We start from the raw sequence: 20,372 nt of genomic DNA on the forward strand, positions 1-20,372 counted from the left end.
GTCAAGGGCGCTGCGCGCCACTGACAACCACGGCTTTTTTGTCGTTTCTCATTGCGCCGGAAAAGTCAGGAAGCCCTTTTCAAGACACAATCTCAGAGAGAGGGTTCGGGCTTTGTCATTAAACATAATTTCAATAGCGTCCCCATTTAAAGAAAGCACTTCGCCCCTGCCAAATCTGAGGTGGTGTGCGGTGCCTGTTATATGGACAGCATCCGGCAGAGCCATTAAACTGTCGCCAGGCTTCGCTTCCGGGCGCTTGGGGCGAACGCGCTCAAGACTCTCCATGATTTCCGTCACAAACAGGGAAAGTCTCAGATGACGGCCGCCGCCAAACCGGGCGTGCATGAGGTTGACGCTTTCCCTGGCCCGGCTGACACCAACATAGAAAAGCCGCCGCTCCTCCTCGAGCAGAAGCCTCTGCGCCTCAGTGCGCGCTTCCTCCTTCACCGGAAATATCCCTTTGAGCGTATCAATGAGGATTACGTGGTCGAATTCCCGGCCCTTAGAAGCGTGGAGGGTAGACAACGCGATATTCGCATCCTGCCCGCTTGGTTTGTACTGATCCAGTGCCGCGAGACGCTCGAAAAACTGCTCAGGCCTCCTGAAACGGCTTGCGATCGCGATCAGGGAAAACCACAATGAACGGATTTTGTCCGCGGACTGACCAAGATTATCCTGCGCGAACTCGAGGTAGCCTGAGTAGCCCAGCTCGCCGTCAACGGTCTCAAGGAAATCCACTGCGCGCAGGCGCCTCAACTTACCCACTGCTTGCTGCACGCCTCGTATGCGGTCGCTGTAGTGCCCTTTTCTGCCGATGGTTTCGAGACACACTTCAAACACATCTCTGCCCCTGTGATTGAGCTTGATAGTCTCGAGGATCTCTTTTTTGATCCGCAGCTCTGTCTTGTGGACAATGCGCTGGAAGGCTTCAAGATTCGAGGGGTCTTCAGAGAGCTGAAGGAAAGCCGCCAAATCCCGGACGAGCCAGTGGTCCGACAAGGTGCGTCTTCCGGCCTCCACCTTGAAGGGAAGACCTGCCTCGAGGAGTGTATCCATCACGGAAAGGCCAGATAAATGATTCCTGAATAAAATACCTGTACTTTGCCCCTGTGTTGACTGAAGGTGTTCGAGGATGGCGGCGTTTCGGTCCGCATAGTTTTCAAACTCCAGGAGGCTGACCTTGCCACCCTTGTCTCTGCTTGCCTTCAGGACTTTATCATAACGAGTCTGGTTGTGGCAGATGATGTCAGCGCAGACCTTGATAATTTCCTGCCGGGATCTGTAATTCTTGCTGAGATGGTAAATCTGGCCTCTGGGAAACTGTGACTCAAAGCTCATCAGCAGCTCCGGACTTGCCCCTCTGAAGCCATAAATAGCCTGGTCGTCGTCAGCGACTATGAAGAGATTGTTTGAGGGATAGACCAGGCGTTTCAATATTTCATGCTGTACCTTTGAGGTATCCTGGGCTTCGTCGATCTGGACAAAAGGGTAACGTTTCTTTAGCCTGTTCAAGATGCCTGCATCCTCTTGAAGCAGCTTCAAAGCTGCGAGCAGCAGGTCGTCGAAGTCCATGACGTGGTGCTTGGCCTTCAGGGCCTCGTAGGCCTCCGAGATTCTGTCGATCTCTGGATAATCCAGACCGCTGGCGGAGAGCTGTCCAGCGGCAAACATCATATTCCTGGCATATCCAATCTGATTTGACAGCGTCTCGTATTGGTCGTCGTTGGGACGTGCTGCAGACACATGGTATGCGGCGGCTGAAAGCAGCTCTCTCGTGTGCGTGATAAGCTTCCTGGGGCGTACGCCGCGCTCCTTCCAAACCTGTCCCAGCACTCTGTAGGCGAAGCTGTGAATCGTAGAAAATTCAAATTGCTGTCTGAAATGAGGGCGAAAACGTGTTGTGTAGCGCTCGGCCATATCCGAGGCGGCGGCTTTGCTGAAAGTCAAATTTAAAAGGTTTCGCGGATCCAGTCCGTGAACCTCAGAAAGGTAAACTGCCCGCGCAAGCATCAAAGTTGTCTTGCCGCTGCCGGGAATAGCAAGTGTCAGCGCAGGGCCTTCAAAGTGCCGTATGGCATCCTGCTGATCGTTACCAAAGAAAAGATTGAGATCTTGTTCAAGGGTTTCAAAAAAAGTCATGCTTCACCTCCGGTAAGATCCTATTATTGTATCATAGACCACGCAAATAAATAAATCCAAGATCTTCGCCACAATTTTGACAGTAAAAAGCCTGCAAAAGTGGTTGCAGTACAGGGGTAAAAAATGGTTTACTTATAGTAGGGAATGAGGTAAGATATTCTGTGACTATGATGTCGTGATGTACAGTCATCAAGACATGACACGGTAAAGAGGAAATACGATCTCGCCAATGGACCAGTCCATTGGCTTTTCAATCATGGCTCGTAAAACAAGTCAAATCATCACATTTTTAGGAGGATTTACATGGCATTTGAACAGATCAAAAAAGAAGGAAACAACGTTACACTCGAAATGACGGTTTCCGCAGAAGCATTTGAAAAGGCTATTCAAAAGGTATACAACGAAACGAAGGCGCGCTATGCGATCCCTGGATTCAGAAAGGGCAAAGTACCACGTGCAATCATTGAAAAGCAGTTTGGCGAAGGCGTGTTTTTTGAGGACGCGATTAATGAGCTTCTTCCAGGTGCATACAGCGACGCAATTGACGCACTGGGCCTTGAGCCGGTCGCACAACCGGACATTGACGTCAAGACCATCAGCAAAGAAACAGGTCTTGTCATTGAAGCTGCCGTGACTGTAAAACCTGAAGCAACTATTGAAAATTACAAAGGTGTCGAAGTCAAGAAAGTCGAAACGGTCGTCACAGAAGAAGAGGTTGATCAGGAAATTGAAAAGATCAGGGACATGAATGCCCGCCTCATCACCATTGAAGACCGACCTGTACAGACAGACGACACAGTGACTATTGATTACGCAGGTTCCATTGACGGCGTTGCCTTTGATGGCGGAACGGCTGAAGGACAGCAGCTGGTGATTGGTTCAGGCCAGTTTATCCCAGGCTTTGAGGAGCAGCTGATTGGCGCGAACCTCGGAGATCATGTCGCTGTTAAAGTCAGCTTCCCTGAAACCTATCACGCGGAAGAGCTGGCTGGCAAAGAGGCGGTTTTCGAAGTGGATGTCAAAGGAATCCGCGTTAAAGAGCTTCCTGAAATGGATGACGAGCTCGCGAAGGATACTTCCGAATTTGATACACTCGAAGAGCTCAGAGCGGATATTAAAGCGAAGCTTGTCGAGACGGCAGAAAAGCAAAATGAAATGGCACTTCGTGACAGCGTTATTGATGCGGTCGTCGCAAACCTCGAAGCGGATATTCCGGATGCTATGGTCGAAACTGAAATCGACTATATGATCCGTGATTTTGACAGCCAGCTTCGCTATCAGGGTCTCGACCTGGACGGTTATATGAAGTTTACGGGCGGGAGTCTTGAAGACCTTAAAGATCAGATGCGTTCTGACGCCCTCGCGAGAGTCAAGACGACCCTTGCTATTGAGCAGATCTCAAAAAAAGAAGCGATCGCTGTTACGGATGAAGACCTTGAGAATGAATTTGTTCGCATTGCGGAGCGCCAAGGTACAGACGTAGAAAACGTTAAAAAGGTCTTCGCTTCTGATAATTATGAATATCTGAAAAATAATCTGATTACCAAGAAAACGGTAGATTTCCTGGTCGAGCAAGCCAGCTTCACAGAATAGTGGAGGTGCGCATATGAGTTTGGTGCCTATCGTTGTAGAACAAACCAATCGCGGAGAGCGGTCGTATGATATCTACTCGAGACTTCTTAAAGACCGTATCGTTTTCATCAGCGAGGAAATTTCTGATGTGACAGCCAATCTGGTAGTCGCGCAGCTGCTGTTTCTGGAAGCGGATGACCCGGACAAGGACATCCATTTGTATATCAACAGTCCGGGCGGCAGCATCACAGCTGGGATGGCCATATATGACACCATGAACTACATTAAGCCGGATGTGTCAACGATCTGCGTCGGTATGGCGGCCAGCATGGGCGCGTTTCTGCTGGCTGCTGGTGCCAAAGAAAAGCGCTTTGCGCTCCCTAATGCAGAAATAATGATCCATCAGCCTCTTGGCGGCTATCGCGGCCAGGCGTCGGATATCAAAATCCATGCTGAGCGCATACTGAAGATCAGAGAGCAGATGAACAAGATCCTGTCTGAAAGGACAGGACAGCCTTTGGAGGTAATTGAACGCGACACGGACAGGGACAACTTCATGACTTCTGAAGAAGCCGTGAACTATGGCCTGATTGATCGCATTCTGGTTTCCAGAGTGTAAAGAAAGAGGTTAGACATGACGAAATATGAAAATAAGACTCAACTGCAGTGTTCTTTTTGCGGAAAGACGCAGGACCAGGTAAAGAGATTAATTGCCGGTCCAAACGTCTATATTTGTGATGAGTGCATCACATTATGCAACGAAATCATTTCGGAAGAAATGGATGATGTCGAGGATCTTGAACTCGAGGATCTGCCAAAGCCGGATGCTATTGCGAAGACGCTGGATGAGTACGTCATTGGGCAGGACCGCGCCAAGCGCGTGTTGTCTGTAGCCGTTTACAATCACTATAAGCGGGTAAAACGCGGGCAGTCAGGCAAGGCGGATGTCGAGCTGCAAAAAAGCAATATTTTGATGCTTGGTCCAACGGGCTCGGGAAAGACGCTCCTGGCTCAGACACTGGCGAAAATAATCAACGTGCCCTTCGCTATGGCGGATGCAACAGCTTTGACGGAAGCCGGCTACGTTGGTGAAGATGTGGAAAACATCCTGCTGAAGCTGATACAGGCAGCGGATTTTGATATTGAACGCGCTCAGAAAGGCATCATCTATATTGATGAGATTGACAAAATTTCGAGACGTTCAGATAATCCTTCCATCACGAGGGATGTGTCCGGGGAAGGCGTTCAGCAAGCGCTTCTGAAGATCATTGAGGGGACAGTCGCGAATGTACCGCCACAAGGTGGGCGCAAGCACCCGCATCAGGAGTTTATTCAGATTGATACATCAAATATCCTGTTTATTTGTGGCGGGGCTTTTGATGGGCTTGATAAGATCATTGAGCGCAGGACAGGGACTAAAACCCTTGGATTCGGTGCGCAAATCGTCAGCAAAGAAGACAAGGAGATTGGCGCGCTTCTCGAAAAGCTTGAGACTGAGGATTTGTTGAAATTCGGTCTCATCCCAGAGTTTATCGGTCGTGTTCCAGTTGTTGTTTCCCTCCATGAGCTGGATGAGCCAACGCTCCTCAGAATTCTCAAGGAGCCAAAGAACGCTTTGGTCAAGCAATACCAAAAGCTGTTTGAGCTCGACAATGTCGAAATTACTTTTGACGAAGAAGCGCTCAAAGCGGTCGCGCATATGGCCATAGAGAGAAAGACCGGCGCCCGGGGACTTCGCAGTATCCTGGAAAATTCAATGCTGGATATCATGTATGAAATTCCAAGCAGAGACGACATTGTTTCTGTCAGGGTGACGCGAGAATCCATTGTGGATAAGAAAATGCCAGTGATGCTGCTGAAAGATGGCACCTCTGAAAAGAAACCATCCCGCGACAGGCAAAGCGTTTCCTGATCATGAAGCGCAGCCATTAACAGGACTGGTGAATGTGCCCCTGAAAAAATAGAGGACAGGTACTGCTGGTAAGGGGTTTAAGACCAGCACGAAGGCGACCTGCCAAAAAACTGAAAGTCTATCAGCGAGTCATAGAGGTTTATTGGCTCGCTTTTATTTTTCGCATACCGCTAACAGGGAAAACTTGTGAACATAAAAAACTTTTTGTCTTTGTTAGCACTCTTGCTTGATGAGTGATAATTCATTTGGTATAATTTCATTAGCCTTCAAAAGGAGGGCGGAAAGGAGAGAACACCATGGAAACAAACGACAAGATTTTGTCAATGCCGCTTATACCGCTACGTGGACTGTCGGTATTTCCTTATATGGTGCTTCATTTTGATGTTGGTCGAGAAAAGTCAATTAAGGCACTTGAAGAGGCCATGATTTACGATCAAAAAATATTCCTGACGACGCAGCGAGACATAGATGTTGACTTGCCTTCAACGGAAGATTTTTATGAGATCGGTACCATATGCAAAATAAAGCAAATGCTGAAACTCCCAGGGGACGCAATTCGGGTGCTGGTGGAGGGCGTCAGCCGCGGTAAAGTCGAAGGGATTATATTTGAAGAGCCTTACTTTAAAGCGCGTATAATGAAAATTGAAGAGGACACAACCCGGGACAGGGAGACAGAGGCGCTGATTCGCTCTTGTTTAACTGCTTTTGAGAAGTATATTGCAGTAAGTAACCGGGTATCGCCTGAAGTTATGCTCTCCATGACCACTATTGAAGAGCCTGGGCGCTTCGCGGATGTTTTAGCGTCCAATATGGTTTTGAAGACGGAGCAAAAGCAGGAGATTCTTGAGGCGGTTGAACCCAAAAAGCGTTTGACTGCCATCTATTCAATATTACTCAGCGAAATTGAGATTATGGAAGTAGAAAAGCAGATCAATGAAAAAGTAAGAAAACAAATCAACAAAATGCAAAAAGAGTACTACCTCAGAGAACAGATGAAAGCAATCCGTGAGGAGCTTGGCGAAGATTTCGATCCGGATGACGAGATTGAGGAGCTTTATAAAAAGCTCGACAAGCTCAAGCTTGACAAAAAAGTCGCTGATAAAGTTGGCAAGGAAATTGAGCGACTGGCAAGAATGTCACCTGCCTCTGCAGAAAGCACGGTCGTTCGAAGCTATGTAAACTGGATTTTAGATTTGCCTTGGAATAAAAAGACTAAGGATACACTGGATATAAGTAAGGCCCGCGCCATTCTGGATGAAGACCATTACGGTTTAAAGAGCGTCAAAGAGCGCGTCCTTGAATATCTGGCCATCAGAGAGCTCACGAAGAGTCTGAAGGGACCCATCATTTGCCTGGTTGGACCTCCCGGTGTCGGTAAGACGTCTATAGCGAAATCCATAGCAAGGTCTTTAAACAGGAAATTTGTCAGAATGTCCCTGGGCGGCGTCAGAGATGAGGCAGAAATACGTGGTCACAGAAGGACCTATATTGGTGCTATTCCGGGCAGAATCATCAATGGAATCAAAGAAGCCGGAACTAAAAATCCTGTGTTCCTGTTTGACGAGATAGATAAGCTGACCTCTGATTTCAGGGGGGATCCGGCGTCTGCACTTCTTGAGGTACTGGATCCGGAGCAAAACAAAGATTTTACGGATCATTACCTGGAGGTGCCGTTCGACCTTTCAAGCGTCATGTTTGTGACGACGGCGAACTCATTGGGCACCATTCCAAGGCCGCTTCTCGACAGAATGGAAATCATTGAAGTTTCCGGGTATACAGAGTATGAGAAGCTGAATATCGCCAAGAAATATCTTGTGCCAAAGCAGCTGAAAGCGCATGGCTTAACGGAGGACAACCTCAGCTTGAGTGACGATACGCTGAGTGCCATCATCAGCTATTACACCAGGGAATCCGGTGTCCGGGAACTCGAACGACAGATTGCGACTGTATGCAGGAAAGTGGCGACAAGGATTGTCGAAGAGAAGGTCACCACGGTCAGAGTAAACAGAAGCAACCTGGACAAATTCTTAGGGGTTAAAAAGCACCACTATGACGAGATCCAAAAAGAGCACCAAATTGGGATCGCAACAGGCCTTGCCTGGACGCCGGTAGGCGGAGAAACTCTTTCCATTGAAGTTTCAATTATGAAAGGCAAGGGAAATCTCGTGCTTACAGGTCAAATGGGCGACGTCATGAAAGAGTCCGCTCGGGCAGGCTTGAGCTACCTAAGATCCATCTCAGAGAAATATGAAATCGCGGATGATTTTCACGAAAAAATGGATATTCATATACACATTCCAGAAGGCGCCATTCCAAAGGATGGGCCATCTGCCGGGATTACCATGGCAACGGCTGTTCTTTCCGCGATTACCGGTATTCCAGTCCGCAATGATCTCGCTATGACGGGAGAAATCACCTTGCGGGGAAGGGTTCTGCCAATTGGCGGCCTCAAGGAAAAATCGCTGGCAGCCAGCCGCGCGGGTGTCAAAACTGTTCTATTCCCTAAGGAAAATGTGAAGGATCTCGAGGAGATCCCTTCAACGGTGCGCAGCAAGATGAAGTTCATTCCAGTTGAATCTATGGATGAAGTTCTTGAGCACGCGCTTGTTAAGGAGGCCATAAAGTGAAGATCCAGAATTCCCGTTTCATCATAAGCGCGGTTAAAAGAGATCAGTATCCGGAGGATTTGCTGCCTGAAATTGCTATGGCTGGAAGGTCCAATGTTGGCAAATCCTCACTTATCAATATGCTGATTAACCGAAAGGGCTTGGCGAAGACGTCGTCAACACCTGGAAAAACGCAGACTATCAACTTTTATGATTTGGATGGCAAGATGAGATTGGTGGACTTGCCCGGCTATGGCTACGCCAGAGTGTCCAAGGACAAAAAAAGCGGCTGGGGCAAGATTATTGAATCCTATCTGGTGGACCGCCCAAATCTTATGGAGGTCTTTCTCCTGGTGGACCTGCGCCATGACCCGTCTGAGGATGACCGCTTGATGTACGAGTGGATTCGAACTTTTGGCTACAAGGGCATTGTCATAGCCACAAAAGCGGATAAAATTAAAAATAGTCAGCTGCAAATCAGAAAAAAAGCCCTCAGGGAGAAGCTGGGCATGGATCCTGAGGATGTTCTGCTGATTACGTCGGCGGATTCACGAAAAGGCAAATACGACGTATGGGATTTTATCAATAGTTTGTTGGAACAAAAAGGCTTTGAAGCGCGCTTTGAGCGGCAGCAGCCTGATCAGGCAGAAAGATAATTGGAATTAAATGCAAAAGCCAAGACCATCTGAAGCGGTCTTGGCTTTTGATTTTTGGAGAAACGACGCTGGTCTTTTTCCCGCGCCTTTCCCGCGTTCAAGCAATGTGTTAAAATGGAAAAAAGTATAAGTAAGGGAGGTGGACCCATGCTCTTCAGCCGTAGCCGTGTAGTGATATTCCTAATGTTTATTTTTTCGTTTATGGCAGCAATTTTCATATACACGGATGAGCTGATTGAAGACCAGATTGAAAAACTGGAAGCGGACTTGCTGCGTCTTCAGGCCGCCATGGTCACCTGGGTAGCGGAGGAATTTCAGGACAGCGCATCCGCTTATGAAGCGGAAATACAATTGGATGAAGACCGCTTTGCGGCGCAGCAGCTTCAGATCATCAATTCATTGATTTCAAACGCGCCAACATCTGCGATAAAGGATGAAACTCTCGTGGCTGAGTTTTCGTCCGGTGATTTTGGGCAGATTCTTGACCGGGGCGTCGTACTCTATACGGGCGGATTGCCGGATCAGGTCATAGACGAGGCGATCAGGCGCCTGAATGAAAATCCTAAACTTGACCGTGTAGAAACTACGGTTCGCAATTTTGCCTCAGGGCAGGCGGAGCGCTATGTCCTGAATTTTTCCAGAAATGAAAAGCTCAGTGGAACCGTGTTTACGGGACGAAGAATTATAGAGGGCGCTTCGGAGGTTCATCTCAGTGCGTTTGCACTCGAGGATTACTTGAAAGACCTTTTTGAGACCCGGGGCTATGCTACAATAATTTTAAACAAAAGCGGACGGATTGTGAACGCCCATGATCCTGGGACCATTGGAAAAACATTGTCGCAGACAGATAAAAATAGTGGTGTCAGTTTGTTTCAGATGGTGGTGGACCATCCTGACAAGAAATTCGACGTGCTTTTGGAACAGCCTTATGAGGCGTATGCCATAGAGCTTGATCAGGGTTATATGCTCTTGATGAAACCGTCGGCCTCTGATGAAGGCACAAGCCGCATCAATCGGGTTCTGGGGTATGGGATGATTTTTTTCAACCTTGCCATAGTCACCGCTGTCATGATGTTTTTAAGAAAAAATCACGCGTTCGTCATAGAAAAAATAAGTTTGACCGAGATGCAGGTTAAAAGGCGCCGGCAGGCAGCCGGATTCATAGTGGTTGTCATTGTCCTTGGTTTTGCCCTGATGATCTTACTGATTAATGGACTCATGAGTATTCAGATGACGAAGCTTGATTTTGACAAGGAGCTGCAGCGCTTCTCGGATGCCATGGCGGGACAGTACAGCGAGGCTTATGAATCCCTTGAAGATCAGAACAGGATATTCAATCTTGAAATGAAGGCGAGTAAAACCGAGCGTCTCGTGGCCTTATTCGCTTCCTTGAGGAAAGTGCCGTCTGAGCTTGTGCGTTCTTATCCTTCTACGGCCAGCAGCGGAAATTACGTGGCAAACTGGATGAGAGTATCTCAGACGACCCGGGAGCTGCTCTTGAGTCAGTATGGTGTTGACCTGGGCAGTGTGGAAGATTACACTGTTCTGGAGGGGAAAGCGGGTGGCACGGGGCTGACTTTGATTGGCTACGATGCCGAAAAGCTCAATGTTTGGGTCATACAGGCACTGATGGGAAAAGCGGCAGAAGCTCAGACGTTTTCCTGGGTGCCGCTTGCAAGCTCTGCGGCCAACATTGATGGTTTTTTTGCGCATTTTTCTTTGAAAGGCGCAGATGAGGTGCCTTTTCTGGAAGCGGTACTTCCGGATTCAATTGCTGCGAGGCAGCAGGCGGAGCAGCTGGGGATGGAACTGTATCTGGGCGAGGTTCAGGAGACAATTGGAATAAGAAGGCCGGAGCGGGGGTCGTGGATTGTCTATGTGCCGGCTTCGGATCCGCTGAAAGGGGATCTGCGGCGGGCGGCTTATGATTTCACCAGGGTCATGAGTCTGGCTACGCTCATCCTGATCCTGGTCGTCGCTGCCGGATGGCGTTACTACGGCAGAAAGGAGCCCATTTCATGAAGCTGGCAGTGCTGTGTTACGTGGAAAACGAGGGCCGTGTGCTCATGCTGCACAGGAACAAAAGAAAAAACGACTATCACCTGGGAAAGTGGAATGGCCTTGGCGGAAAGTTTCTGCCAGGCGAATCGCCTGAAGACTGCCTGCTGAGGGAAGTGCGCGAGGAGTCCGGTCTGAGCCCGGAGTCTTATTCTCTCAGGGGGTTCATCACTTTTCCCTTGTTTGATGGGGCAGAGGACTGGTATACTTTTGTCTATACGGCTAAAACGGCACAGTCTGAAGTTACTGACCCGGAGGAAGGCACGCTGGCCTGGATCCCTAAGGACGAGGTGCTGAGCCTGAAGCTCTGGGAAGGAGACAGGATTTTTCTCGATTGGGTGTTTAACCGGGAGGCGCTCTTTTCAGCGGTATTCAGGTATGAAGCTGGCGTTTTTAAGGACTATGAAGTCGTTTTCTATTCCGGTTCCACTTAAGTCTATACGCTTGACGTTTTAACCTTACCTTCAAAACCTCACCTTCAGAAAGAATTTTGAACGTCGTAAATGAACTGCAACCCAATAAACCATAAATCAGAAAGGGTGTTTAGAGTGAATCAAAATCCAGTGGTTACCATTGAACTCGAAAACGGGAAAATTATTAAGGCTGAGCTATATCCAGAGATCGCGCCAAATACGGTAAACAATTTTATTGACCTCGCCCGCAAGGGGTATTATGACGGTCTGATCTTCCACCGGGTCATCAGGGGCTTCATGATTCAGGGCGGCTGTCCTGAAGGCTCTGGTATGGGTGGTCCCGGCTATAAGATCAAAGGGGAATTTGACATCAACGGCTTTAAAAATGCCCTCGTTCACGAGCCGGGCGTCCTGTCCATGGCACGGGCACAAGCACCGGATTCCGCGGGCTCGCAGTTTTTCATCATGCACGAGCGCTCCCCGCACCTGGATGGCCAGTATGCGGCTTTTGGCAAGGTCGTCGAAGGGATGGAGGTCGTCAATGACATCGCGGCAGTAAAAACGGATGGCAGAGACCGTCCAGTCGAGCCTCAGAAAATCAAGAAAATGACGGTTGAGACCTTTGGGGTCGAGTATCCTGAACCCGTCAAAATGATGTAAGAATGTTAAAATGGTGAAGCTGTTGCCGGCGGTCAGATTGGCCCGTGGCCAAGGGCTTCACCTTTTTTCGTCTTGGTGGCCACATAAACAGCATTAAAAAAGCTGCCGCAAAACAAAATTTCCCGTTTTGCGGCAGCGCATCTTATGCTTTTTCAGGGCTGGAACTACATTTTTCCGTCAGAGCCCAGTACGTCAACCAGCTTGTGGCGCACCATGCTGCGGATGGCATCTCTGCCGACACCCAGGTATTTCCTTGGGTCGAATTCCGCAGGGAAGTCGTGCAGGTATTTTCGGATTGCAGCGGTCATGGCAAGACGAAGGTCTGTGTCGATATTGATTTTGCAGACGCCAAGACTTCCTGCCCGGCGAAGCATTTCTTCCGGAACGCCTTGAGCCCCCGGAATGTCACCGCCGTAAGCGTTGCACATCTCGACGAACTCAGGGATGACCGTGGACGCGCCGTGCAGGACCAGCGGATAATCTGGAAGGAGTTTTGTGATGGTTTCAAGACGTTCGAAGTCAAGCTTAGGCTCGCCTTTGAACTTGTAAGCGCCATGGCTTGTGCCAATTGCGATTGCCAGGGAATCACAGCCTGACCGTTTGACAAAGTCCACAGCTTGCTTGGGATCCGTATAGGTTGCGTCCTCTGCTTTAACGTTGACCTCATCCTCAACACCGGCCAATTTGCCGAGCTCGGCTTCAACGACGACGCCGCGGGCATGGGCATACTCGACGACTTGCTTGACAAGCGCGATATTTTCTTCGTAAGGCAAGTGGGAGCCGTCAATCATGACGGAGGTAAAACCGTCATCAATACACTGCTTGCAGATTTCAAAGCTGTCACCGTGGTCCAGGTGCAGGGCAATATCCAGGTCGGAGTCAATTATAGCAGCTTCCACCAGCTTTTTGAGGTAAGCGGGCTTAGCGTACTTTCTCGCTCCAGCAGAGACCTGAAGGATCAACGGTGACCTGACCTCTTTAGCCGCATCCACGATGCCTTGTACGATTTCCATGTTGTTGACATTAAACGCGCCAACCGCATAGCCGCCTTCATAAGCTTTTCTGAACATTTCCTTAGTTGTCACAAGAGCCATAAATATTCCTCCTCTGTAAATATCTTCGAGTTATACTCATCATAGAAGATCACTTTTCTTTTGTCAAGGCAGCTCCAGTCGCGATATAATGGGGTGACAGCGGCCACGAAAGCGCAATTCCGACATAATGGCCAATTCTAAGTGAGGTCGTGAGAAGATTGAAGCTACCTGAAGCATTTATGACTGAAATCCAGGCGCTGCTCGGGGACGAGACGGAGGCCTTCCTGAAGAGCTATGAGGCAGACCGGCGCTATGGCCTCAGGGTCAACCGCCTGAAGATTGAAGTGGAGGCATTTCTAAAAATATCGCCGTTCAACCTGAAGCCAATCCCTTGGACAACGGATGGTTTTTACTATGACGAAGAGGACCGTCCTGCAAAGCATCCTTATTACCACGCGGGGCTGTATTATTTGCAGGAGCCGTCCGCTATGGCGCCAGTGGCCGTTTTGGATCCGCAGCCGGGAGAGACTGTCCTGGATCTGTGCGCCTGTCCGGGCGGGAAAACCCTTCAAATCGCCGCGGCGTTAGGCGGCAAGGGGGCCATTGTGGCGAATGACATCAGCACCGGCAGAATCAAAGCGCTGATTCGAAACCTCGAAATGGCTGGCGCAACTAACGTCCTCGTGATCAATGAAAGCGAGGAGAAGCTGAGCGCCCGTTTCGCCGGCGTTTTTGACCGGGCGCTGATCGATGCGCCTTGCTCTGGTGAAGGCATGTTCAGAAAGGACCGCAAAGCGGTTGAGGCTTGGTCCGTCGAAGCGCCTGGAAATTTCAGGGCCGTGCAGGACAGCCTCCTCGACCAGACGGCTAAAATGCTAAAATCTGGCGGCCGGTTGGTATACTCGACCTGCACCTTTAACCGACTGGAAAACGAAATGGCCCTGGAGGCCTTCACGACCCGCCATGGCGGCTTTTCCAAACGGCTGCCGGAAGCAGCCCTTGGGCTGGACTGCAGGACGGGATACGGACGGCTGTGGCCTCACCTTCACCAGGGGGAAGGCCATTTTATTGGTCTCCTGGAAAAGCATGCCGATGGTCGCGAAATCCCACCCTCTCTAACCCCCAAAACCATTCCAACGAAAACGTCGCAGCCCACAGAAGCTTACCGCAGCTTCGAAGCAGAGAATCTGACCATTGAGCTCACCGGGCAATTTTATCAAAACGAAGGCAAGCTCTACCGTCTCCCGGAGGGACTCCCCACCACACAGGGGCTCAGGGTAAGCCGCAGCGGCTGGTATCTGGGCGAAGAAAAAAACGGCAGGTTCAACCCTTCGGGTGCCTTTGCCATGGGGCTAAAGGCCGGGGAAGTCAAACGCGTTATTCGTTTCGAGGCAGGCGCCTTTGAAGTCATTCGCTATTTAAAGGGCGAGACCCTGAGCATAGAAGGAGAAGATGGCCTCAATCTCATTTGCGTCGAGGATTACCCATTAGGCTGGGGAAAACTTAGTAAAGGCGTTTTGAAGAATCAATACCCGGCGGCGTGGCGGATGCTTTAGCGCCTTCCGGGCTGCATCAGGTGAGGCAGCGGGCAGAAACCGCTGATCAAACAAGAAAACCAGGCCGACAAGTCGGCAAAGGACAGGAGAGACATTATGGCTAAGACTATGAGGCTTGATAAGCTGCTTGCCCATGTGGGCATAGGCACAAGAAGTGAAGTTAAAAAATATATTCGCCATGGCTGGGTTGAGGTAGACGGCGCAAAAGCGAAATCCGCCAGCGTTCACATCAATCCGGAGACGCAGGTGGTTCTGTACAAAGGCGAGCCTGTCATTTATAAAGCGCATGTTTATTTCATGATGAACAAGCCGCAGGGGGTAGTGTCTGCAACGGAGGACAGGCGGGAGCAAACGGTTGTGGACCTGCTCGAGGAAGAAGACCAGGTCTATGATGTTTTTCCGGTTGGACGCCTTGACAAGGATACGGAAGGCCTGCTGCTTCTCAGCAACCATGGTGGCCTTGCCCATGGGCTGCTTTCTCCCAAAAGGCATGTGGCAAAGACTTATGAGGCTACGGTTGACGGACCGGTCAATGGCAAGGATATTGAGGCTTTCAAAGCGGGCGTCGTTCTGGAGGACGGCTATGTGACCATGCCTGCAGAGCTGGAGATTCTCTCGTCAGGAGATCACAAGAGTGAAACCCGGCTTACCATCTATGAGGGCAAGTTCCATCAGGTTAAGCGAATGTTTGAATCCAGGGGGCGGATTGTCGTCTTTTTGAAGCGGATCAGCATGGGGCCCCTGAAGCTGGATCCGGATCTGATGCCGGGGGAATACAGGGCACTCACGGAGGAAGAGGCTCAGGCGCTGCTGGCTCAGGCAGGCGTTGGGGAAGAATAATTCAAGTGTTGTGAGGTTTAAGATTGAAGGCTGGGTGCGTTTGGGGGTTCTGGTGACCATCGGCAAAAAATCCCTGGGCGTTGTGATGGTAATTTAAACTGGGAGGCGGATAGGTTTGAATTCAGCTGGGGTTAAGAAAGACGCCGGAACAAACGGTACGGCCGTTACAATGGCCAAGGGAGAGGAAAAGCGCTATCTGCTCGCGCTGGACCAGGGAACTACGAGCTCCCGGGCGGTGCTGTTCGATACACAGGGGCGGATTGTCAGCATGGCGCAAAAGGACTTCAAGCAGTATTATCCTCAGCCGGGATGGGTGGAGCACGATCCCTCAGAGCTTTGGGGGACGCAGCTTGGGGTCGCTCAGGAGGTGCTGGAAAAGACGGGGGTGTCGCCTTCTGAGGTCGCGGCGCTGGGGATCACCAATCAAAGGGAGACCACGCTGGTCTGGGAACGGGAGACCGGTAAGCCGGTCTATCCGGCCATTGTCTGGCAGTGCAGGCGAACGGCGCAGTTATGTGAGGCTGTAAAGCGTGCTGGTCACGAAGCGTATATACGGACGGCGACGGGGCTTGTGGTGGACGCGTATTTTTCCGCGACCAAGATCCGGTGGATTCTGGATGAGGTGCCCGGGGCAAGGGAAAAAGCACAGCGCGGAGAATTGTGTTTTGGTACGGTGGACACATGGCTGATTTATAATTTGACCCGGGGCCGGGTTCATGCCACGGATGTCTCGAATGCCAGCCGCACGCTTTTGTTCAATCTGGATACGCTGGCATGGGATTCGCACCTTCTCGAGATCTTTGATATTCCTGAAAGTATGATGCCGGAGATTCGGCCTTCCGCTGGTCTGTTTGGGTGGACGGATCCCTCTGTCTTTGGGGGTATCCAGCTGCAGATCTCAGGCGTCGCTGGGGATCAGCAGGCGGCGCTCTTCGGTCAGCGGTGCTTTGAACCGGGAGAAGCCAAAAACACTTATGGGACGGGCTGCTTTATTCTCATGAACACGGGTAATCAGCGAGTGGTTTCAGAGTCCGGACTTTTAACGACGGTGGCCTGGGGCCTGAAAGAGGGTAAGGCGACCTATGCCCTGGAAGGATCTATTTTCATAGGGGGCGCCGCGGTGCAGTGGCTGAGGGATGAGCTTCAGCTGATTCGAACGGCGCCGGAGAGCGAGGAGATCGCAAGGCGGGTCGAAGATACCGGTGGCGTTTATGTGGTACCGGCGTTTACAGGGCTGGGCGCGCCTTACTGGGATATGTATGCCCGAGGGGCTATTGTAGGCCTGACTCGGGGCTCCGGAAGAGACCAGATTGTGCGGGCGACGCTGGAAGCGATTGCCTATCAGACAAGGGACGTGGTTGAAGCTATGAGCGGAGACGCCGGGATGCCGCTCTGCGCCTTGAAAGCAGACGGCGGTGCGACAGGCAACGAATTTCTGATGCAATTTCAGGCGGATTTGCTGGGGGTGTCGCTGGATCGTCCTGAGGTCATGGAGTCGACTGCGCTGGGCGCTGCTTTGCTCGCGGGCCTGGGCGCAGGGGTATACGGATCCCTGGAAGAGATCAAAGCACTTAATGCCAACGCGAAGCACTTTGAGCCCCATATGGAGGCGGCGCGCCGTGATGCACTCTACGCGGGCTGGAGGCGGGCGGTCAAGCAGGTGCGCAGTGAAACTGGTGCTCAGTGAAGGATAATAAATACAGCTGGTTTGACTTAGGGTTTAAGGGACGAGGGGGGCGAGGGAATGGCACTTCAGAATGCCGCAGAGTCAAAGAAGCTCGAAGGAAACTTTGAAGGCGGCCCCTATGATGTTATTATCATTGGGGCTGGCATAACAGGCGCGCTGTTGGCCTATGAGCTCGCAAAGACTTCCTGGCGGGTGGCGGTGGTGGAAAAGGAGCCGGACGTCGCCCTTGGCGCGACTAAGGCAAACAGCGGCATCATTCATGCCGGGTACGACCCTGAGCCGGGGAGTTTGAAGGCGAGCATGAATGTTAAGGGCAGCAGGCTTTATGAAGGGCTTTCCAGAGAGTTATCCTTTGGCTACAGGCGAACGGGCTCTTTTGTCGCGGCAATGACAGAAGAGGAGGAGAAGACCCTTGAAAGTCTCATGGGCCGAGGCGAAAAGAATGGCGTACAAGGTCTTGAATTGCTGGAGGGGGTTCAGGCTCGCCAGTTGGAGCCTCATTTGTCCAAGCGGGTCAGCCGGGTTTTAATGGCGGCAACGACTGCGGTCGTCGATCCGTGGGAGGTAGCCATCGCGGCGCTTGAGTCGGCCGTTGACAATGGGATCCATCTACTGCTGGAAACTGAAGTAACGGGCGCAGTCCCTCCAGGTGGACAGCTTCATGTTGTCAGGCGGGGACAGGGACCACCTGCTATGGAAGCTGGGTCTTCGCGTGCGACTGGAGCTTCGCCGGCGCCTGGGTCTTCACCAGCGCCTGTGTCAGAAGATGGGCTCTTTGAGCTGAAGACCACTAAAGGGTCGTTTTTTTGCCGGGTGGTCATCAACGCTGCCGGCATTCACGCCAGTGAGCTGTCAGCGCTGATTAACGATGGCATCCCGGAGTTTGAGATGACGCCGAGGCGCGGCCAATACTTTGTCCTGGACAAGGCAGCGGGTCCCCTTGTGCAGCGTGTCATCTATCCAGCGCCAACCGCGACTGGAAAAGGCGTTTTAGTCATTCCAACGCTTCACGGCAATGTCATGATAGGGCCGGACAATGAAAGCCTTCCCTGGGATGAGGCGGAAGCTGTTCAGACGACCGCGGCAGGTTTAGCCTATGTCAGGTCAAAAGCTGAGCTGCTTGTGCCGGGCATTCCATTTCATTTGGGGATTGCGAATTTCTCGGGTATTCGGGCTGAACCCTCTGAAAAGGATTTTATCATTAGAGCTTCCAGGAATTATCCGGGCTGGATTCACGGCGCGGGGATAAAATCCCCTGGACTGTCAGCGGCGCCTGCCATTTCTCAGGCTTTGCTTGAGTTGATTCGTGAAGCTTTACCGGGGTATATTGAAAATCCGCGTTTTAGTCCTGGGCGGCGACCACGTCCGGTTTTGGCGGAGATGACAGAGGCGCAGCGCATTCGTGCCATTGAAGCGGAGCCGCGGTTTTCTAACATTGTGTGCCGTTGTGAAATGGTCAGTGAAGCTGAAGTCTTGGATGCCATCCGGCGATCTGTGGGGGCTCGATCAGTCAATGGCGTGAAGAGAAGGGTCAGGCCAGGAGCTGGGCGGTGTCAGGGCGGGTTTTGCACACCTAAAATTTTGGAAATCCTTTCAAAGGCGCTTGAGATTCCTGAGACTGAGATTGTACTGGAGCATTCAGGTGCCAGGATGGTCTATCCCAGAAGGGGGAAGGGCCTGTGAAAACGAAAGCGCAGAGTGGCGTTGAAAAACGGTCTCCGGATTTACTGGTGATTGGCGCGGGGCCAGCAGGGTTGTCCGCGGCAACAGAGGCAAAGCGCTGCGGTGTTGGACACGTGCTGGTGGTGGACAGGGAACGCGAGGCGGGGGGCATTTTAAATCAATGTGTCCATACCGGCTTTGGTCTTTTTCATTATGGCGAAGCGCTGACGGGCCCCGAATATGCCCAGCGTCTTGTGGCGGAGGCTGAAGCGGCAGGGGTGGCATTTATGATGGAAACCTTTGCAGCGAGCCTGGATCAAGAGCGGAATGTGATACTGTACAGCAAAGAAGACGGTTATGAAAAGCTGAGTCCAATGGCGGTCATTTTGGCAATGGGCTGCAGGGAACGCACCAGAGCGGCAGTGGCGGTGCCGGGAAGCAGGCCGGCGGGGGTATACGCCGCAGGGACGGCGCAGAGACTCATAAACATTGAGGGCTATGCGCTCGGCAAACGTGCGGTCATTGTAGGCTCAGGGGATATTGGGCTCATCATGGCGAGGCGCTTGGTCCTGGAGGGCGTCGAAGTCGCTGCGGTGATTGAGATTCGAGAAACGCCTGCCGGACTGCCCAGAAACGTTTCCCAGTGCCTGAACGCGTTTTCCATCCCTTTGTTTCTTGCGCACAGGGTGATAGCTATTGAGGGCGTATCGAGAGTTTCCAGTGTGGTCATAGCACCAGTGAACGGCGGTGAGTCTCTGCGGATTTCCTGTGATCTGGTCTTGTTTTCTGTAGGCTTGATTCCGGAAAATGAGCTGTCTGCCATGGCGGGCATCCAAACCCTGGGCCGTACCAACGGCCTGGTCCTGGATGGGCGGATGCAGACTGAGGTGCCTGGGATTTTCGCCTGTGGTAATGCGTACCGCGTTTATGATCTCGTGGATGAGGTTTCGAGAGAGGCTGCCCTTGCTGGGCGGTATGCGGCCGCTTTTCTGGGGTGTCACGCAGAAGGACGGGAAAGCTGCAAGAGCCCTTTTGAGTCTAAAAAACTTGAAAGTCCTTGTCGAAAAGCAGAGTTTTCAGTTTCTGACACTGAAGCTAACTGTAGGGCAGCTTCGCCAATTATCTGTATCATCTGTCCAAAGAGCTGTAGGATGACTGTTGATGAAAAGGGAGAACCAACCGGCTATGGATGCAGGCGAGGCTATGAATATGCCCTTCAAGAGCTGCAGGATCCCAGCGCTGTATTGACCACAACGGTCGCTGTTCGAGACGCGCTGTGGCCGCGGCTGCCATGCAAAACGACAGCCCCGGTACCGAGGGACAAGCTGAGAGAAGCAGCTCAAGCTTTGTCTGAGATTGAGGTGCAGGCGCCGGTCGCGCTTGGTGAAATATTATGCCGCGATCTGCTGGGGCTTGGTGTGGATGTGATTGCAACAAGATGTTTGAACAAAGTGGACAAACTATAAGTATGGTATATCATAAAAAAAGGGGCTGTTGCATAATAGTCCCCAATAGAAGGGACAGATGGAAATCAATTTTTGATGACCATCTGTCTTTTTTAGTTCAAAAAAATTAAT

At 51.1% G+C, this 20,372-nt stretch carries 15 protein-coding genes; 13 read left to right on the forward strand and 2 right to left on the reverse strand.

Going from position 1 to position 20,372, the window contains the following annotated elements:
- Positions 1–48 precede the first annotated feature (48 nt).
- Positions 49–2,139, reverse strand: a complete 2,091-nt coding sequence (locus BLP63_RS07410) for an ATP-dependent helicase (protein WP_092590264.1) — start codon at positions 2,137–2,139, stop codon at positions 49–51.
- Between the two features lie 303 nt (positions 2,140–2,442).
- Between BLP63_RS07410 and tig the strand changes: the two genes are divergently transcribed.
- The 8 genes from tig to BLP63_RS07450 all read left to right on the forward strand — a co-directional run bounded on the left by tig (position 2,443) and on the right by BLP63_RS07450 (position 12,016).
- Positions 2,443–3,732, forward strand: coding sequence for a trigger factor (gene tig, locus BLP63_RS07415; protein ID WP_092590265.1), 1,290 nt, complete (start codon positions 2,443–2,445; stop codon positions 3,730–3,732).
- A gap of 13 nt (positions 3,733–3,745) precedes the next feature.
- Positions 3,746–4,330: an ATP-dependent Clp endopeptidase proteolytic subunit ClpP gene (gene clpP, locus BLP63_RS07420; protein WP_092590266.1), complete on the forward strand. Its 585-nt coding sequence runs from the start codon at positions 3,746–3,748 to the stop codon at positions 4,328–4,330.
- 15 nt (positions 4,331–4,345) lie between these two features.
- Entirely contained in the window at positions 4,346–5,623 is a 1,278-nt protein-coding gene (gene clpX, locus BLP63_RS07425; RefSeq protein ID WP_092590267.1) for an ATP-dependent Clp protease ATP-binding subunit ClpX, read from the forward strand.
- A 296-nt stretch (positions 5,624–5,919) separates the two neighbouring features.
- A complete protein-coding gene (lon, locus tag BLP63_RS07430) occupies positions 5,920–8,250 on the forward strand; it encodes an endopeptidase La (protein WP_092590268.1) in 2,331 nt (776 codons plus the stop codon).
- A complete protein-coding gene (gene yihA / locus BLP63_RS07435; protein WP_092590269.1) occupies positions 8,247–8,885 on the forward strand; it encodes a ribosome biogenesis GTP-binding protein YihA/YsxC in 639 nt (212 codons plus the stop codon). Before lon ends, yihA begins: the two co-directional genes overlap by 4 nt.
- A gap of 147 nt (positions 8,886–9,032) precedes the next feature.
- Complete coding sequence (locus BLP63_RS07440; protein WP_092590270.1) at positions 9,033–10,907, forward strand: hypothetical protein; 1,875 nt, start codon at positions 9,033–9,035, stop codon at positions 10,905–10,907.
- A complete protein-coding gene (locus BLP63_RS07445) occupies positions 10,904–11,377 on the forward strand; it encodes an NUDIX hydrolase (protein ID WP_092590271.1) in 474 nt (157 codons plus the stop codon). Before BLP63_RS07440 ends, BLP63_RS07445 begins: the two co-directional genes overlap by 4 nt.
- 114 nt (positions 11,378–11,491) lie before the next feature.
- The gene (locus tag BLP63_RS07450) at positions 11,492–12,016 is read left to right on the forward strand and encodes a peptidylprolyl isomerase (RefSeq protein ID WP_242870832.1); all 525 of its coding nucleotides are present in this window, start codon (positions 11,492–11,494) and stop codon (positions 12,014–12,016) included.
- A 164-nt stretch (positions 12,017–12,180) separates the two neighbouring features.
- Here the strand turns inward: BLP63_RS07450 and fba are convergent, their stop codons facing one another.
- Positions 12,181–13,110, reverse strand: a complete 930-nt coding sequence (gene fba, locus BLP63_RS07455) for a class II fructose-1,6-bisphosphate aldolase (RefSeq protein WP_092590273.1) — start codon at positions 13,108–13,110, stop codon at positions 12,181–12,183.
- Positions 13,111–13,268: 158 nt separating this feature from the next.
- Here fba and BLP63_RS07460 point away from each other — a divergent pair, with 158 nt between their 5' ends.
- The 5 genes from BLP63_RS07460 to BLP63_RS07480 all read left to right on the forward strand — a co-directional run bounded on the left by BLP63_RS07460 (position 13,269) and on the right by BLP63_RS07480 (position 20,261).
- Entirely contained in the window at positions 13,269–14,606 is a 1,338-nt protein-coding gene (locus BLP63_RS07460; protein ID WP_092590274.1) for an RsmF rRNA methyltransferase first C-terminal domain-containing protein, read from the forward strand.
- A 96-nt stretch (positions 14,607–14,702) separates the two neighbouring features.
- A complete protein-coding gene (locus BLP63_RS07465; protein ID WP_092590275.1) occupies positions 14,703–15,446 on the forward strand; it encodes a pseudouridine synthase in 744 nt (247 codons plus the stop codon).
- Positions 15,447–15,615: 169 nt separating this feature from the next.
- Positions 15,616–17,133: a glycerol kinase GlpK gene (gene glpK, locus BLP63_RS07470; protein WP_092590296.1), complete on the forward strand. Its 1,518-nt coding sequence runs from the start codon at positions 15,616–15,618 to the stop codon at positions 17,131–17,133.
- Between the two features lie 57 nt (positions 17,134–17,190).
- Positions 17,191–18,816 carry an NAD(P)/FAD-dependent oxidoreductase gene (locus BLP63_RS07475; protein WP_092590276.1) on the forward strand — a complete coding sequence of 542 codons (1,626 nt, stop codon included), beginning with the start codon at positions 17,191–17,193 and terminating at the stop codon, positions 18,814–18,816.
- The gene (locus BLP63_RS07480) at positions 18,813–20,261 is read left to right on the forward strand and encodes an FAD-dependent oxidoreductase (protein ID WP_092590277.1); all 1,449 of its coding nucleotides are present in this window, start codon (positions 18,813–18,815) and stop codon (positions 20,259–20,261) included. Before BLP63_RS07475 ends, BLP63_RS07480 begins: the two co-directional genes overlap by 4 nt.
- The last annotated feature ends 111 nt before the right edge of the window (positions 20,262–20,372 follow it).

The sequence above is a fragment of the Acidaminobacter hydrogenoformans DSM 2784 genome (assembly GCF_900103005.1).
GTDB classification, from domain to species: domain Bacteria; phylum Bacillota; class Clostridia; order Peptostreptococcales; family Acidaminobacteraceae; genus Acidaminobacter; species Acidaminobacter hydrogenoformans.

What these genes read in the sequence shown, in the direction of transcription:
- BLP63_RS07410 (WP_092590264.1), bottom strand. Translation starts at nt 2,139, where the DNA reads ATGACTTTTTTTGAAACCCTTGAACAAGATCTCAATCTTTTCTTTGGT.
- tig (WP_092590265.1), top strand. Translation starts at nt 2,443, where the DNA reads ATGGCATTTGAACAGATCAAAAAAGAAGGAAACAACGTTACACTCGAA.
- clpP (WP_092590266.1), top strand. Translation starts at nt 3,746, where the DNA reads ATGAGTTTGGTGCCTATCGTTGTAGAACAAACCAATCGCGGAGAGCGG.
- clpX (WP_092590267.1), top strand. Translation starts at nt 4,346, where the DNA reads ATGACGAAATATGAAAATAAGACTCAACTGCAGTGTTCTTTTTGCGGA.
- lon (WP_092590268.1), top strand. Translation starts at nt 5,920, where the DNA reads ATGGAAACAAACGACAAGATTTTGTCAATGCCGCTTATACCGCTACGT.
- BLP63_RS07440 (WP_092590270.1), top strand. Translation starts at nt 9,033, where the DNA reads ATGCTCTTCAGCCGTAGCCGTGTAGTGATATTCCTAATGTTTATTTTT.
- BLP63_RS07445 (WP_092590271.1), top strand. Translation starts at nt 10,904, where the DNA reads ATGAAGCTGGCAGTGCTGTGTTACGTGGAAAACGAGGGCCGTGTGCTC.
- fba (WP_092590273.1), bottom strand. Translation starts at nt 13,110, where the DNA reads ATGGCTCTTGTGACAACTAAGGAAATGTTCAGAAAAGCTTATGAAGGC.
- BLP63_RS07465 (WP_092590275.1), top strand. Translation starts at nt 14,703, where the DNA reads ATGGCTAAGACTATGAGGCTTGATAAGCTGCTTGCCCATGTGGGCATA.
- glpK (WP_092590296.1), top strand. Translation starts at nt 15,616, where the DNA reads ATGGCCAAGGGAGAGGAAAAGCGCTATCTGCTCGCGCTGGACCAGGGA.
- BLP63_RS07475 (WP_092590276.1), top strand. Translation starts at nt 17,191, where the DNA reads ATGGCACTTCAGAATGCCGCAGAGTCAAAGAAGCTCGAAGGAAACTTT.